We start from the raw sequence: 16,863 nt of genomic DNA, 5'->3' as shown, positions 1-16,863 counted from the left end.
CCTATTTATGGTCCTTGTTCCAGCCAATTTTTATTTTGCCGCTCTCGTCGTCACGGGCGGCCAGGTGCAGTACAATGCCTTTAAACCGGCGTTTTTGTAATTCTTCCTTGTCGGTTATATCCTCATCTTTTTTAGGATTACGAAGCGGTATGTCCAGCGCAATGTCAGTACCCTTGGTTAGGGCATAAACGCCTGCTATATCGGCATTCAGTACACTTGAACTAAATTGCATTGGCCGGATAAAGATCTTTTCGCCGCGTACATCAAAATGAGCATCCAGTTTTGGTATCTCAATGTTTTTTAAATCACGAAAAGGAAAAGCAAACTTGCCCACCTTTATCAACGGCTCATAATTAAGCAATGCCCCGTTGCGTAAACTTACGTTTACCGTGCCATTAATAGACCGCGGAACTAAGTCGCCTTTGTCGGTCACCCCACCAGTAATACTGGTTTTTGCTGAAAGAAAGCCTTTCAGGTTTTCATAAGTAGGTGTTGATAGTCCAAAGTTGCTGAAAGATTGAAAAAACTCACGGATGTTTACATTCAAAACAGTAGTATTCAATGCAAAGCGGTTTAAGGCATCGCCCTGTGTTACCCGCCCATTAAGTTGCAGAGAGCCACCTGCATGCTTTACACCTACATTTTTGAGAATAACACCATCAGATGTGGTAATCAGATCGGCCTTGACATCGGTAGCCAAAAACTTGCGATAATACACCTTGGCTACTTCCATGTGCATTTCAGCGTTCCCCTTATCCAAAACGTTACTTAACTGGTCAACAACGTTGCCACTATTTCCCCGTGGTGCCGCACTGGCTTTTACGCGCCTGCGGGCAGCCAGAAATCCTAAAAACTCATTTAATCTAAGTTCAGGGCTCTTAATATTCCAGGTGAGTAAGATCTTTTCCGGCGCGTTGTAATACAGGTTTAAAAAGTTGTTTACCCTACCCTCCATCGTTACTACACTATGCCCGCTTTGCAGCCTTATGTTGTTAAGTATCAAATCATCTTTAATAAAATTAAGAGATAATGAGGTGTTTTTAAAGGCAAGATTACGAGGCAGATAGACCGCATCAGCATCTTTAAAGCTAATTAGTCCGGCAATTACAGGCTTATTCAGGCGGTAGTTAACCACATCTGCCTTATAGCGTAGCTTTACGTTAGCTGTTCCCCTGGTGAACTTGGCCACATCGCCAAAAGTATAATTCAAATTAGCCAGCGGGAACTTGGCTTGAAAGTTCCCTGTAGCAATAGGTTTTTTAAGGTTAATGATGCTCCCGGTATCAATTACAAATGGCAAATGATTATACCTGCCCGAGAACCGAAAAAGCCTTATGGTTGAATTTTCATCGTCATAGCCTTTGTTTGCCGCAGCATGGTTGTTAAATTCGGCATCAAAGCTACAACTGTCAATTTTGCCGCCAGGTATACTCAGCGTGTTATTTCGTATGTTTCCTGTTACATGTAACAACGGATCACCGCCACCAAAGCTGCCGGCAATTTTTGCGTTGATTTTTATAGGCTTGGTCAGGTTAAATTTATCAAGCGTTATCCTTATGTTTTCGGCCAGCAGTGCCGAAGCATTTCGCCATGTTATCTCGTTAGCTATAACCAGTATTTTAAACTCAGTTTCCTTTTTAGCAGTAATAAATGAAGCGTTGATCTGGAACGGATCCTGACCTATAGTCAGATTTTTGGAGGTAACGTTAATTTTGCCGTTATCCTCATTGTATCCGGCAATCATTTGCCCTGCAATAGTTTTGTCTTTTAAAAAGGTTCCTTTTAAAGTATTAAATGCCAAGCTTTTTGTTAAAACGTTCAATTGCAAATCGGCTCGCCAGCCCGTGTCAGGATAATTCATTTTCCCGGCCAACTGGTTAATATAAAACTGAAAAAGCTTGTTATTTTTTTGGTTGTTTACAGCAAAGCTTACTTTTTTTAAGGTGAACTTTCCAAACTCGGCCGAACTGCCGCCGTCATCACTTTGCTCCGTTTTAGGTTGCTGCTGCTTCTTCTTTTTAAAGACAGAAGTATTGCTATAGCCGGTACTGTCTTTATATAAGTCGATTGCGGCATTGCTAATGTCAATATTACTTATCCGAATGGTGCCCCGCAGTAAGGAAGCTGTGTTTATAGAGACATCAAAGTCTTTGGCATCTAATAGCGTGTGCCGATGCTCAGGCCAGCGCTTGTCTTTAATCAGCACGTTTTTAAGCGTTACCGATATTCCTGGGAAACCCTTAAAAAAAGTAGTTTCCATATCGCCTATGGTCAACTTACCATCCAGGTTCTTGTTAAGGGTACTGGTGATAAGCGTAAGTACTTTACCTTTATTAGTGTTGATATAAATCAGCAACCCTACAGAAAGCAATACAAACAAAAGAATTATACCTGCTACAACCTTTAAAACTATTTTTAACCACTTAGGCATTTTGCGCAATTTAATATAGAAGCCTGAAAGTGGTTGATTTGTTTGATACCGCCTCAAAGGGTGTAACTGAAGAGCGGTTAGTTCCAGCAAATAATTTTATTTAGGCTAAACGCGCGTTACTTACAAGCTAAGTTCCATCTGTATATTACAACGCTCGTAAGGAGAGGGTATACCTGTAACCTTTTTAAAGCCCAGCTTATGATAAAGATTAATGGCTGGTTTCAGGATAGTATTACTTTCCAGGTAAAGTTTACCGGCACCGGCTTGGCGGGCTTTTTCTATAGCAGCATTGCCCAACAGCCAGCCTATACCTTTACCCTTTGCTTTAGGCGATACAGCCATTTTAGCTAATTCAAAAGTTTGGTTTTCCATTTTAATAAGCGCACACGTACCTACAGGTTCGTTTTGATATAAAGCAAAAAGTATGTATCCACCCTTATCAAGAATATATTCTTCCGGGTGATCCAATGATTTATAATCAGAAGTTTCCATTTTAAAATAGGTGGTTATCCACTCTTCATTAAGTTGCTTAAAAGCTAGCTTCCATTCCGGACGATAGGCTGTTATTTCTACTTCTTTACTTTCACGCAGCTTTTTTTCATCCTGCACACGTTTGAGCAGGTCTTTCTGTGCCAACAGGTATTCCCATTCTTCAATCGCTTTCCAAATGTTGTATTGCGTTTCTTGCAGTGCATTTTCAACAGCTGCGTTTACATCAGCATATTGATCTTGTATTCGTTCATTAATGGTCAGGCCCAATTCTGTAAGCTTTACAAAGTTTTTACGCCCATCTGTATCATTCCCGCCTTTTGATACAATACCATCCTGAATCATCTCTTTTACGATATTGCTTACCGATGGATGAGAGTGGCCAATCTCCTGCGCAATCTGCATGATTGATTTTTCTTCGCCCGTAGATAGTGCATAAAAGACCGGCAGCCACTTGGGTTGCATAGCAATATTGTATAATTCATACACTTTACCGGCTTGCTCTGTAAGTGTTTCGCTCAAGCGGCGCAGACGGCTACCTAGTGCCATCTTACCCATTTTATCGAAAATATCCATACTTATCAAATTACGTAGGCAATTACGTAAATAAAAACCATTAATCAAAATTTGATATTATGCTCGTACAACTATAGTAACCTGTACTGTCCTGAATCATGTTATCAGCTCATGTTTTTAATTGTAGTTTAGTAATACCAATTAAGCCGTATGTATCTCAATCACGTACAGGCATCACATACCTAATATGAAAATAAGACCTTACTTGTTTTTGGCTGCTACTTGCGCTGCAGCAGTATTTGCATCTGCCGCCCAGGCGCAAATCGGCAAACGTTTTCCGTCGGAGCGTAAAGTTGTTAAAGATCCGGTTACCGGTGTAATGCTAACCTTTCTGACCAGCACACCCGCTGGTGACACTAAAATTTACCAAACGCATCCGCAGTGGACGGCAGACGGGCAATGGCTGGTATTTCGCTCCAATCGTGCAAAAGGAGAAGCCATGGCAGTTAATGAAAAGTATGGCGATATAGTTCAAATAACCGAAGGAGGCTATACCGGTATGCTGAACCTGGCACGTAAATCAATGAAGTTGTATCATATGCGTAATGTTGGCCCGGCAACCCAAGGGCCCGGCCGCGGGGGCCCCTTGGAGGTGGTTGAAGTTGATTTAACCAAAGTACTAACCGACAGTAAAGCCGGCAAAATGCAACCGGCCAGCACCTATCAACGCGTTTGCGGAACCATACCGGCCGAAATGGGTGCAGGTGGCGACATGGCGTTGGATGCCGATGAAGATAAAGTATACTTCCATGTGGGACGCACTGAAGCTGCCAAACATTTGGCTGCTGATGCCAAAGTGGAGGGCACTTTCGGTCCGCGTAATATGGGCGCCGGCCCTAACGGCCTGGCCAGCATGAATGTAAAAACCGGCGAAATTAAATACATTGTATCCGTTCCTTTTCAGATTGGACATATACAGGTTAATCCCTGGGTACCCGGTGAGATTGTATTTTGCTGGGAGACGGGAGGCAAATCACCACAACGCACCTGGACAGTTAAGGCCGATGGTAGCGGCTTACGACCCTTATACCCCGAAAGCCAATACGAGTGGGTTACCCATGAAGCCGTTATAACGCCTGATGAGGTAGCCATTGCTATTATGGGGCACCGCAAAGTGCCAGGTACAGGCGATGCTGCAGCCGGTACTCCGGTAGGTGGCGCTAATCCTGGTCAGGAAGCAGCGTGGGGACCATCGGGCACGCGCGAAAAACCCACCGGACTGGGTATAGTAAACCTACGTACACGCGAAATGACCATTGCTGGGCAAACACCAAGCGGTAGTGGTCTTTGGCATGTGGGCGGTTCAAAAGATGGGCGCTGGGCCGTAGGTGATGATTTTTCGCGGAGCATATATCTTATCGACCGTCACACCAGTGAGATGATGATGCTCTCTACCGGGCATAAAACCACCGCGGCCGACCACCCGCACCCAACCTTTAGTCCGGATGGTACACGCATTGAAATCCAATCGGCCATGTTATCGGCTGATGGAAGGGCCATGAACATTTGCATTATCCCCGTACCGGATGCCTGGTTAAAGCGTACTTATAAGCAGTAAAGCACTAGAGGACCTTAGCATCATCTATATGACAATTGCTGCATAAATAAATTGCGAATAGGCGTTTGATTGTGTTTGCTAAATATGCTACTAAACACCTGCTTTGGCGAGTAGTTACTTGTTGCTCAGTTTTGGGGAATACCATACAAATAGCACGCTTTGTTGCGGGCATGGCATTGCATAAGCGTTGCATCTTGTGTATCACATGCAGTTTAACTATTGCAGGTCAGGCAAATTATTCTGTCTGGAAGGTTTGCATATCAATAAGCTTACGGTATAAGCCATTGTTTTGCATCAACTGCAGGTGCGTGCCCTGTTCGGCCACGCGGCCAGCTTCAAGTACAATAATCAGGTCGGCGTTTTGGATAGTGCTTAAACGGTGTGCAATAATTAGTGAGGTACGATCCTTCATCAGGTTATTCAAAGCATCCTGCACCAGCTTTTCCGATTCGGTATCCAAAGCCGACGTAGCTTCATCCAGCAACATAAGAGGCGGATTGTTTAATACGGCACGTGCTATTGATATACGCTGCTTTTGTCCGCCCGATAGTTTTACACCACGGTCGCCCACACTTGTTTGGTAACCCTGCTCGGTGTTCACAATAAAGCTATGAGCATTGGCAATGCGGGCTGCGGCTTCTACTTCCTGTGGTGTGGCGCCGGGTTTGCCAAAGGCAATGTTGTTGTAAATGGTATCGTTAAACAAAATAGATTCCTGGTTTACAACGCCCATCAGTGCACGCAACGAATCTGTTTTTACTTTCCGAAGGTCGTTGCCATCAACCAGTATTTTTCCAGTTTGGGGTTCAATAAAGCGTGGTATCAAATCCATCAGGGTAGATTTACCACCGCCCGACGGACCTACTAAAGCCACCGTTTTACCAGCAGGTATCTTTAGGTTTATTTCTTTTAACACTTCGTTATCGCCGTAGGCAAAACTTACGTTTTCAAACACAATACCCTGGTTAAAGCCATTTAAAGCAACGGCATCAGGCGCATCAACAATCTGCGGCTTTTCGTCTATCAGTTCCAATACGCGTTCGCCGGCTGCAATGCCCGAATGTATAGACGAAAAAGAGTCGCCTATAGCCTTAGCCGGCCTCATCAGCTGCGAAAACAGCGCAATGTAGCTAATGAAAGTTGGCGCCGTAAGCGTAGACTGATTGCTGATTAGCAGGTAGCCACCATACAGCACAATTATGGCTACCATAGTTACGCCTAACGCTTCAGATACCGGCGAAGCCAGTTGCTGGCGCCGCGCCATACCTTTTATAATAGCTGTATAACGGGCATTTTCGTTATGGAAACGCTGCTTGGTATATTCGGTAGCATTAAAGGCTTTAATAATACGGATACCGGAAAGTGCCTCGTCCAGGTAACTGATCATATTGCCGTAAACCTCCTGGGCCAATACAGCCTGGGCCTTTAGTTTTTTTACAATTCTGGATATAATAAAAGCCGCAATAGGTATTACCAGTAATGAAAACAAAGTAAGTTTAACTGATATGGCAAATAGAGTAACCAGGTAAGCAATAAGCTGCAATGGTTCTTTAAAAATTACCTGCAAGGTACCGGTTACCGAGTATTGCACTATCTGAACGTCTGATGCAACTTTGGATAGGATATCACCTTTGCGTTCATTGTTAAAATACCCCAGGTGCAGGTTCATCACATTGCCAAATACGGCACGGCGTAAATTAAGCAAAGTATGCGCACGCATGTTTTCCATGGTGCGTTGTGAGAAGTATTTGAAAAGATTAGCTAAAACAACCGACCCAATTATAATGCCGCATACAAACTGCAATGCGCCCCAGGTACCGTATTTAATTACAATTTCGTTAACATGATAGGTAAAAAAGCCGCTCAGGCTATCAGCCGACTCTGTGTTAACAGTTGGGGCGCCTTTATCCTTACCCATAAACAGCGTTTGCAATAACGGGGCAAGTAAAGCAAGGTTGAGGGTATTAAACGTTACAGCAAACAGTGTGCAGATAATGTAAGGAATAGCAAATTTTTCAATTGGCTTGGCATAACCCAGTAAACGGAAATACGTCTTCATTTAAAAGAATAAAATCCCGCAAAATTAGCTAAATTTTAACTAACAGGCTCTGCTAATAAATTTTATAGCTTTGCTGTGTTAAAAGCTTGTGCATGATATCTGTTATAATATCCTCAGTTGTACCCCACATGCTGGCCAGTGTTAGCGAAAACATAGCCGCTACGATAGGCGTACCTTATGAGCTAATAGGTATTGATAACGGTACCGGCGCAAGAGGTATTTGCGAAATTTATAACCATGGAACCAGGCAGGCTAAATATGACATTTTGTGCTTTGTGCACGAGGATGTAGCGTTTAAAACAGCCAATTGGGGGCAGCATGTTATTGATACATTTGCTACAGAACCTGATTTGGGTTTATTAGGCATAGCCGGCAGCACCTACAAAAATGCCGCGCCATCCGGCTGGCATGGCATAGGGTTTTTTACCGACCATGTGAATATTTTGCAGGGCTATAAACATACCAATGCCGAATTAAAGCATTACTGCCGCAACCTGCACAACGATCAATTTACCGAAGTAGTTAGTATTGACGGCGTGTGGTTTTGTACCCCGCGCAAAGTGGCACAGCAAATACAGTTCGATCAAAATACCTTCAGCGGCTTTCATGCCTACGACGTAGATTTTTCGCTGGCCGTTAGGCAACACTATAAAGTAAAGGTGACTTACGATGTGCTATTGCATCATTTTTCGGAAGGGACTTACGATGACAAGTGGATTTTTGAGATATTAAAACTGCACAATAAATGGTATAAACACTTACCGGCCCAATCGGCGCCTATTGATCCGGATGACCAGTTTACCGCTGAGAGCAAAACATTTTTCCTCTTTATATCGCAGGCTGTTGCGGCCAAAGTGCCTATGCGTTTGGTGTACCAGGCCTTATGGCATTGCACCGTTTACCGTAAAAAGTGGCCTAAGTTTTTCTTTAAGCTAAGCAAGCACATTTACCGTTCGTATAGGGCCGCCCGTTAGAGAAAGTAAAATACAGCCGCTGTACAATCAGCCAAAACAAAAATTTACCAAGTTTTAATTATTTATAAATGATCTCTGTTATAATATCTTCGGCTAACCAAAAATTACTGGCCGATGTGCGTGTAAATATTGCCGAAACTGTTGGTGTGCCGTTTGAAATTTTGGCGTTTGATAACAGCACCGGCGCTAAAGGTATGTGCCAGATTTACAATGAAGGTGTAGCGCAGGCAAAGTATGATATTTTGTGCTTTATGCACGAAGATGTTAGTATTAAAACAGCCAGGTGGGGCGAAGTCGTAAACCGCCTGTTTCAGGAAAATCCGGCCGTTGGTCTGATAGGCGTGGCCGGCAGTAGTTACAAACCCCTATCGCCATCGGGTTGGCAAGGCGTAGGCGGCGACCGTACCGATTACCTGAACGTTTTACAATCCTATAAATACAACAAATTGGCGGCTGAGCATACTTACCGCAATCCCCGGAACGAAAAGCTGACCGAGGTAGTTAGTGTGGATGGCGTATGGTTTTGCACTACCCGGACGGTGCTGGCTAAGGCACGTTTTGATGAAGACACGTTTACAGGTTTCCATAAGTACGATCTGGATTTTTCGATGCAGGTAAGGCAGCACTACCAGGTAGTGGTTACTTACGATGTACTGATGGAACATTTTTCGGAAGGAAGCTTAAGCAAGGAGTGGGTATTTGAAACTGCAAAATTTAATGCCAAATGGATTAATCAACTGCCTGCTTATACCGAAGAGCTAACGGCCAAGCAAAAATTTGTGATCGAAAAACAAACGTTCAGGGCTTATATAGCATACCTGATTAAATATAAACTACCAGCCAGCCTGGCCTATCGCGAACTGTTTCGAAACCTGCGTTATCTGAAGGTTTACCCGTCATTGTTTTTTAAAAACCTGGCCTTTGTGGGTAAGGCTTATAAGGTAGCCAAAAAAGAGGGCCGTTTATAACTTTAAACTTCTTCCCATGATTTGATGGGATGCCAATGCGTAATCGGGCTTAATAAATCCAGCTCTGCATGGGTGGCAAAACCGGGTATTGGGCTTATAAGCACGCGCCTTTCGTTTTTAAATTCAGGGGCAGCTATCAAGCCTTTTATTTTTTTGGATAGTGTTTTCTTCTCTGGTACTACGCGGTGTGTAAGTACTTGAAAGGCATGAAAATCATCGGGTATATGGTTGTGGGTAAAGCGCCACCATATTTCCTTATCTTCTCTCAAGGTTTTTACCTTAACCCCGAACGACATGGTTGTGGAATTGGTATGTTTCCAGTGCGTGCTTTTGGTTAGCAATACGCGGCTTAACTCACCACCTTGTGCAATGTGCGGGTTAGGCCCCTCTTCCGAAAAATTAAGATACTTATCAGGGTGGTCATACAGCGTTACATAATCGGCCACGCCCAATCCTTCCTGCAAGGCCGTTAACGAGCCGGGCAAATGCAGATAGTCATCTTCAATTAAGTAAACGTAGCTATTATCATCAAAGTTTTCCAGCGCACGTTCAACCACATACCGCCATGATTTTGAGTTGCCCAATGAGGTTTTTACCGGCTCAATGCCGCGGCTTTTGATAGCCTCAATAGTTTCATGGCTGCAGTTATCGGCAAATACGTAAATGTTATTTTTAAACTCCTTAATAAAGTTATCCAGGCAGTGCATTTTAGTAGCAACATCCAGCTTTAGTTTGGGGTTGCCCGCATCAGAAATACGGTAGAGGTATTTGATATCAACCGGCAAATCTGCCTTAAAATTATTGAACATTGTATGCTGCATAAGCGGGTAGCCGTGCTGCTTAAAAATAGGATGCCAAAACTCCACATGCCTATCCCAGGCATGGCAGCCAAAGGGTAATTGTTGCTTGTTTATATTGAGGGCCCTTTGCGGCGAATTTTCGAAAGCAAAGCCTACCGCCTTTTTATAATCCGGAATATTCAATACTTTCTTTTTCCGGTTTACCTCAATACTCCAAAAGGCATCTTCATTAAACTGGTGCTTACCTTCTCGGGCCAGGTACTTTTGAATGTCCTGCTTACGGCTTATGGTTATATCATAAAACTTTTTTACCCTGCGTAATGAAAAGCCACCGTTGCCCGTACGGTTCTCAAACTGCTTTGGGCTGGGTTCGCCATTTTTCTGCACATCGTACCGGGTATGCACATAATACTGCACCCCAGACTTTGCCGCCTTAAACAGATCACCATGGTCAATATCGCGCAGCCAGGGAGCACCTACATAATCAATGTCCTGATTGCACCAGTGCAAAAGCTGGTCGCTGAAAACAAAAGCATCCAACTGGTAAATCAGGATGTATTCATAGTCCAGGAACTTGCCGTAAAACTCTTCAGACAGCATCAGTTTGTTATAACCGGCTATGCTTTCAAAGTAACTGTTATCAAAACTAACTACAGCGCTTAATGACACCTGTGCAGCTGCCTGGGGTAGTTTTAGATGCTCCGGCTTTATGGCAATAAGGGGATGATTACCCAAAACTTTTTGGCATTGCTGCAATGCAATGTTTTCATAATCAGAAATTGTATCACGATAGAAAGGAATAATAACACCAACTTTTTTTAAAGCGCCGATCATGAAGCAAATTTTAATTACAAAAACACCCCGTTTAACAACATATAATTTTACCGGAATACCGGCTGCTAAAATAATTAAAATTCTTAAGCAGATGACTTACTATTGCCAAGTAATACACCGCTGTTGTTTAAGCAATACCATTGTCACTATTTGTTTACCGATTGTTAATCAGGGCTTAAAAATGTACCTTTGCGGCAAACAAATAGGGCATCCCGTTTCATGAAATTGAATATCGATTACCAGGAAAAATTCCAGGCCAGACACATTGCACCAAACGACGCAGACACCGCTAAAATGCTGAAAACCGTTGGTGTAAACTCTTTAGATGAACTGATTGAACAAACCGTTCCTGAGAAGATCCGTTTAAAGGCTCCGCTTAACTTACCTGCTGCCAAAAGTGAGTTCGATTACCTGAATACGCTGAAACAAACCGTATCTAAAAACAAGGTTTTCAAATCAATGATTGGCCAGGGGTATTATGATGTGATTGTGCCGGGCGTTATTCAGCGCAACATTTTGGAAAACCCGGGATGGTATACGCAGTACACGCCTTACCAGGCCGAAATTGCACAAGGCCGTTTACAGGCTTTGTTAAACTTCCAAACCATGGTTATTGATTTAACCGGAATGGAAATGGCCAATGCCTCTTTGCTCGATGAGGGTACTGCTGCTGCTGAGGCTATGTTTATGCAATACAGCCTGCGTAAAAATCAAAAGGCCAACACCTTTTTTGTTTCTGAAGAACTGTTCCCGCAAACTATAGATATTTTAAAAACCCGCTCCGAGCCTTACGGCATTCAGCTGGTAATTGGCGACCACCGCACGGTTGAACTGACCGACGAAATGTTTGGCGCCATTGTACAATACCCTGCCAAAGACGGTGCAGTTTATAATTATACCGACTTTGCTACTGCTGCACACACCAAAAACATTAAATTAACCGTAGTAGCCGATTTAATGAGCCTGGTACTGTTAACGCCTCCGGGCGAGTGGGGTGCCGATATTGTGGTAGGCACCAGCCAGCGTTTTGGCGTTCCTATGGGCTTTGGTGGCCCGCATGCGGCATTTTTTGCTACTAAAGAAGAATACAAACGCTCAATGCCTGGCCGTATCATTGGCGTAACTATTGACAGCGCCGGTAACTATGCCCTGCGCATGGCCCTGCAAACCCGCGAGCAGCACATCCGCCGCGATAAGGCTACATCAAACATTTGTACTGCACAGGCTTTGTTAGCGATCATGGCTAGCATGTATGGTGTGTACCATGGTCCGCAAGGGTTAAAACTGATTGCGCAGCGTGTGCATGGATTAGCCGTTTTACTGGCCCAATCACTAGGTCAGTTGGGCTATGAGCAACTCAACAACAGCTATTTTGATACCGTTAAATTTGAAGTAGGTAGTTTGGCCGGCTCTATCCATGCCGAAGCGTTGAATAACGAGATGAACCTGCATTATGATGGTTCAATTGTAAGCATTGCTTTAGATGAAACTACTTCGCCTGAGGACATTAAAACTATCATCCGCTTTTTTGCCAAAGTAAAAGGCAAAACGCTGAATGATGTAAGCTTTGATGAGCTGAAAGCAAACTTAGAAACCGTTATACCGGCCGAACTGCAACGCCAATCTGCGTACTTAACGCACCCTATATTTAACTTGCATCACTCAGAGCATGAGATGCTGCGTTATATCAAATCATTAGAGGCTAAAGATCTTTCGCTTACGCATTCAATGATTGCATTAGGCTCATGTACTATGAAGCTGAACGCCACTACCGAAATGATCCCTGTAACCTGGCCTGAGCTTGGTAAAATGCACCCTTTTGCACCGGCTGATCAAACCGGCGGTTACATGCAGTTATTTGACGAACTGAACAAATGGCTTAGCGAGATTACCGGCTTTGCCGCCATGAGCTTACAGCCAAATGCCGGCGCACAAGGCGAGTATGCAGGCTTAATGGTAATCCGCGCTTATCATAACGACAGAGGGGATCACCACCGTAATATTGCCTTAATTCCATCATCGGCACACGGTACCAACCCGGCTTCGGCAGCTATGGCTGGCATGAAGATCGTGGTGGTTAAATGCGACGATAACGGCAATATTGATGTGGCTGATATGAAAGCCAAGGCAGAACAATACAAAAATGAACTGAGCTGCTTAATGGTAACTTATCCATCAACCCATGGCGTTTTTGAAGAGTCTATTATCGAGATATGTGAAGTGATACATGCCAATGGCGGTCAGGTTTACATGGATGGCGCCAACATGAACGCCCAGGTAGGCTTAACCAGTCCGGCCAATATTGGAGCCGATGTTTGCCACCTGAATTTACATAAAACATTCTGTATACCTCACGGTGGCGGCGGCCCCGGCATGGGCCCTATTGGTGTAGCTAAACACCTGGTGCCTTACCTGCCCGGCCATGCGGTAGTAAATATCGATCAGGGTAAATCTATCCCTGCCGTATCTGCAGCACCATGGGGTTCGGCCTCCATTTTGGTTATCTCGCATGCTTATATTGCTATGATGGGCGGCGATGGCTTAACCAACGCCACCAAATATGCCATCCTGAATGCTAATTACATTAAAACCCGTTTAGAGCAGCACTACCCGGTATTATACAGCGGTTCGCAAGGCCGTTGCGCACACGAGATGATTTTAGATTGCCGCAGCTTCAAAAACTTTGGTGTTGAGGTAACCGATATTGCCAAACGCTTAATGGACTACGGTTTCCATGCGCCAACAGTATCTTTCCCGGTAGCGGGTACAGTTATGGTGGAGCCAACAGAATCAGAACCTAAGCATGAGCTGGATCGTTTCTGTGATGCCATGATCGCCATCCGTCACGAAATTGAGGATGTGGAGAAAGGCCTGCTAGACAAAGCCGACAATCCATTAAAAAATGCGCCACACACAGCCGCTGTAATTACAGCTAACGAGTGGAGCCATCCATATACCCGCCAAAAAGCGGCGTTCCCGCTGCCTTATGTAGCTGAGCACAAGTTCTGGCCATCAGTAGGTCGTGTAAACGATACGTACGGCGACCGTACCCTCATTTGCTCATGCCCGCCCCTAAGCGAGTATGAGTTTGAAGAAAGCGAAGTAACTACACCAGAATACGGTACATGATAATAACAGCAGAGGCTCCTAATGGAGCCTCTGCTGTTACTAAATACTAATATTTAATTGTTTTATATCATCACCATGTTTGGGAATAAAGCAATCTCAGCTTCCTCAATTTGAGATAAATTAAATTTGATAACACCACCTACGAACCAAGTACTCTATTTACGCTTATCTGTTGCAACTCTATAATCCGGATCTTCCAGAATATTTACATCAATTACAGCACCGGCGTTTTCCAATAACTGGCGGCAATCAGGGCTAAGGTGTTTGAGGTGGAGTGTTTTGCCGGCTTTGTGGTAACGTTCGGTGAGTTTGTTCAATGCTTCAATGGCCGACATGTCTGAAACCCGGCTATCTTTAAAGTCAACAACAACCTTTTGAGGATCACCGGCTACGTCAAACTTTTCGTTAAAGGCCGTTACCGAACCGAAAAACAACGGCCCGTATATTTCATAGTTCCTGGCGCCATCATCGTCGGTATATTTGCGTGCACGTATACGTTTGGCGCTTTCCCAGGCAAATACCAGGGCCGAAACTATCACACCAATAAGAACAGCCAACGCCAGGTTATGCAGCCAAATGGTAACCGCCGCTACCAAAATACCTACAAATACATCCTGCTTAGGCATTTTGTTAATAATGCGAAAACTTGCCCATTCAAATGTGCCTATTGCAACCATAATCATTACGCCGGTTAAGGCAGCCATAGGTACCCTTTCAATAATGGGTGCACCAAATAAAATAATAAGCAGTATAGTTAACGCAGCCACAATGCCCGATAAGCGCGCCCTTGCACCTGCTGTTAAATTAACCAACGTTTGAGCAATCATTGGGCAGCCACCCATTCCAAAAAAGAAACCATTCAAGATATTTGCAGTGCCCTGGGCTACACACTCCCGGCTGCCGTTGCCTTTGGTAGCTGTTATTTCGTCTACTAAGTTTAGCGTAAGCAGGCCTTCGGTTAAGCCAACGCCCGCCATAATTAAAGCGTACGGGAATATTATCTGAAAGGTACCTAAACCAAACGGTACAGCCGGGATATGAAACGGCGGAAAACCACCGCTAACGGCAGCTATATCTTTTACTGTTTTGGTATGAATGCCGAAGCCCAGCACTATAGCAAACACCACAATAATAGCTACAAGCGATGGCGGCACTGCTTTAGTAAGCTTTGGAAGTAACAGTACAATACCAACAGTTAGCGCTACCAAGCCCGCCATAATGTAAAGTGGTATACCGCTTAGCCAGGTAGTTTGCCCATTAACTACGGTTTTGAATTGCTCAAGCTGCGCCATAAAAATAATAACGGCAAGGCCATTTACAAAGCCGTACATAACTGGTTGGGGCACCAAACGAATGAATTTACCCAGCTTAAATAAACCAACCACAATCTGAATTACCCCAGCCAGTGCTACCGCTGCAAATACATACTCCAACCCGTGCGATTTCATGAGCGCAATAAGCACCACTGCAGTGGCTCCTGCACCGCCTGATATTAGCCCCGGCCTACCACCAAGTATGGCAGTAACCAACCCCATGATGAAAGCAGCATACAAACCCACCAATGGCGGAAAGCCAGCCAGGATAGCGAACGACAATGATTCGGGCATCATAGTCATGGCTACTGTAAGACCGGATAGTATTTCGTTTTTATAATTTACTTTTTGCGAAAAATTGAAGAGACCTAAAGAAGACATAATTAAATAACATAAAAATAGCCAGCAATAAAATGCTGCACAAGCATGGAAACAAATACATTAAGGGAAAGCCAACTATACCGGAGAACGGAAGGAATGCAACCGGAGCTCAAACTTCAGGGTGGTGTAACCGGGTTGTTATTAATAGCTTCTTTCATAACAATTTGCAGCAAAGTTAAAAATTGAAACCTATTCTATAACCATTTACTGCCGAATCTCAGCCAGGCCGGTTAATATCTCATCCAGCTTACTCTCATCCAATACTATGCGTTCAGGTTGCCCGGCCTTGTCGTATTCCCATTTTATCAGCCGCATGCAGCCTTCCGTTATTTCGATACCGGTAATGTCACCATCATCGTAACAACAGCAACCAGTATTGAAGTAAGACGGCCGGTACCCCGGAAAGCTAAACTTAGCATCGCCCTTTAACACATGCTTGTTGATCTGCGCACGCAAACTTTGCGCTACGGCAGTATCGCCCTGCTGTTCGGCCTTTTCCAGGTCAATATACAACCGCTCCAAATGGGTAAGCGAGCGGAAAACAGGTTGGTGCGTATGTCCGGTAATAAGCAGCAGGTTATTTTGCCGGCTGCTCCACTCGTACATGATTTGGTTGTGCTGCGTTTTAAGGTGATCATTAGTGGCCGGGGTATTAGGGTTTATTTCGAGATAGGCCTGCAACGGCCCCCATACATTGGCAACAAACCATTTACTAAACCAGTTGCCATCACTTTGTAAATCGCCCTGATGGCCGTGAGTGAGGTAAATGCTCAGCGGCTTATTGTTCACTTTTGTTTGCAATATTACGCCTTCATAAATCTTAACCGGCACACCATAAATCTGCTCCAGCATAATACCCGCCAGCGGATCGTTATCCCAGTACAGGTCGTGGTTACCAAATATTTTAATGAAGGCATTACTTTTTAAAAACAGCTTTTCCTTTTCAAAAGTGGCTTTATTATGCTTTTTTACCGCCAGTATGCCATTCTCCCAAAGCTCCTCGCTATCGCCCAGGTTAATATAGTGATATTGTTGCTGCCCATAATAGTCTAGCGCCGCCAGGTAATTTTTCTCAGAAAGAACAAAATCATCGGCGTGATTACGGGCGCCCTTGTGCTGATCGGAAAGTATAACAAACTTATCCTTTTCCGCGTCAAATGGTATAATAATACCCCGCTTGCCGTTGTTGGTAATAAGGGAGTTGTACAATGCTGTAAGCGCGCCATGCACCCGCACGGCATCAGGCCGCGATGAATACTTATCAGCTAAACGAATTAAAGGCTGTTTAAACCATTTTTGCAGCAAACGGCGCATATAGACCTTAAACGTAAGCAATGTACTTTTGTGTGAT

At 44.2% G+C, this 16,863-nt stretch carries 11 protein-coding genes; 5 read left to right on the top strand and 6 right to left on the bottom strand.

What is annotated here, in order from left to right; all coding sequences use genetic code 11:
• Nucleotide 1: 1 nt before the first annotated feature.
• Together ABDD95_RS02165 and ABDD95_RS02160 are read right to left on the bottom strand one after the other, a co-directional pair.
• A complete protein-coding gene (locus ABDD95_RS02165) occupies nt 2-2,431 on the bottom strand; it encodes an AsmA family protein (protein WP_345950266.1) in 2,430 nt (809 codons plus the stop codon).
• Nucleotides 2,432-2,551: 120 nt separating this feature from the next.
• A complete protein-coding gene (locus ABDD95_RS02160; protein ID WP_345950265.1) occupies nt 2,552-3,496 on the bottom strand; it encodes a bifunctional helix-turn-helix transcriptional regulator/GNAT family N-acetyltransferase in 945 nt (314 codons plus the stop codon).
• A 187-nt stretch (nt 3,497-3,683) separates the two neighbouring features.
• On the opposite strand from ABDD95_RS02160, the gene ABDD95_RS02155 reads away from it, so the two are divergent.
• Complete coding sequence (locus tag ABDD95_RS02155; RefSeq protein ID WP_345950264.1) at nt 3,684-5,054, top strand: hypothetical protein; 1,371 nt, start codon at nt 3,684-3,686, stop codon at nt 5,052-5,054.
• Between the two features lie 235 nt (nt 5,055-5,289).
• On the opposite strand, the gene ABDD95_RS02150 is transcribed toward ABDD95_RS02155, so the two are convergent.
• Nucleotides 5,290-7,113: an ABC transporter ATP-binding protein gene (locus tag ABDD95_RS02150; RefSeq protein WP_345950263.1), complete on the bottom strand. Its 1,824-nt coding sequence runs from the start codon at nt 7,111-7,113 to the stop codon at nt 5,290-5,292.
• A 92-nt stretch (nt 7,114-7,205) separates the two neighbouring features.
• Here ABDD95_RS02150 and ABDD95_RS02145 point away from each other — a divergent pair, with 92 nt between their 5' ends.
• Nucleotides 7,206-8,087 carry a glycosyltransferase gene (locus ABDD95_RS02145; protein ID WP_345950262.1) on the top strand — a complete coding sequence of 294 codons (882 nt, stop codon included), beginning with the start codon at nt 7,206-7,208 and terminating at the stop codon, nt 8,085-8,087.
• 68 nt (nt 8,088-8,155) lie between these two features.
• Nucleotides 8,156-9,055, top strand: coding sequence for a glycosyltransferase (locus ABDD95_RS02140; protein ID WP_345950261.1), 900 nt, complete (start codon nt 8,156-8,158; stop codon nt 9,053-9,055).
• Nucleotides 9,056-9,057: 2 nt separating this feature from the next.
• On the opposite strand, the gene ABDD95_RS02135 is transcribed toward ABDD95_RS02140, so the two are convergent.
• Nucleotides 9,058-10,689 carry a DUF5672 family protein gene (locus ABDD95_RS02135; protein ID WP_345950260.1) on the bottom strand — a complete coding sequence of 544 codons (1,632 nt, stop codon included), beginning with the start codon at nt 10,687-10,689 and terminating at the stop codon, nt 9,058-9,060.
• Here ABDD95_RS02135 and ABDD95_RS02130 point away from each other — a divergent pair.
• Both ABDD95_RS02130 and gcvP read left to right on the top strand, forming a co-directional pair.
• Entirely contained in the window at nt 10,688-10,912 is a 225-nt protein-coding gene (locus ABDD95_RS02130) for a hypothetical protein (protein ID WP_345950259.1), read from the top strand. The genes ABDD95_RS02135 and ABDD95_RS02130 overlap by 2 nt on opposite strands.
• Nucleotides 10,909-13,818, top strand: a complete 2,910-nt coding sequence (gene gcvP / locus ABDD95_RS02125) for an aminomethyl-transferring glycine dehydrogenase (protein ID WP_345950258.1) — start codon at nt 10,909-10,911, stop codon at nt 13,816-13,818. The genes ABDD95_RS02130 and gcvP overlap by 4 nt, the downstream gene beginning before the upstream one ends.
• Nucleotides 13,819-13,973: 155 nt before the next feature.
• Here the strand turns inward: gcvP and ABDD95_RS02120 are convergent, their stop codons facing one another.
• Nucleotides 13,974-15,512, bottom strand: a complete 1,539-nt coding sequence (locus ABDD95_RS02120) for a SulP family inorganic anion transporter (RefSeq protein ID WP_345950257.1) — start codon at nt 15,510-15,512, stop codon at nt 13,974-13,976.
• Between the two features lie 204 nt (nt 15,513-15,716).
• The gene (locus ABDD95_RS02115) at nt 15,717-16,847 is read right to left on the bottom strand and encodes a metallophosphoesterase (protein ID WP_345950256.1); all 1,131 of its coding nucleotides are present in this window, start codon (nt 16,845-16,847) and stop codon (nt 15,717-15,719) included.
• Nucleotides 16,848-16,863: the final 16 nt, after the last annotated feature.

Source organism: Mucilaginibacter sp. PAMB04274 (genome assembly GCF_039634385.2).
Taxonomy (GTDB): Bacteria; Bacteroidota; Bacteroidia; order Sphingobacteriales; family Sphingobacteriaceae; genus Mucilaginibacter.
This window is presented reverse-complemented; position numbering and strand designations above follow the sequence as displayed.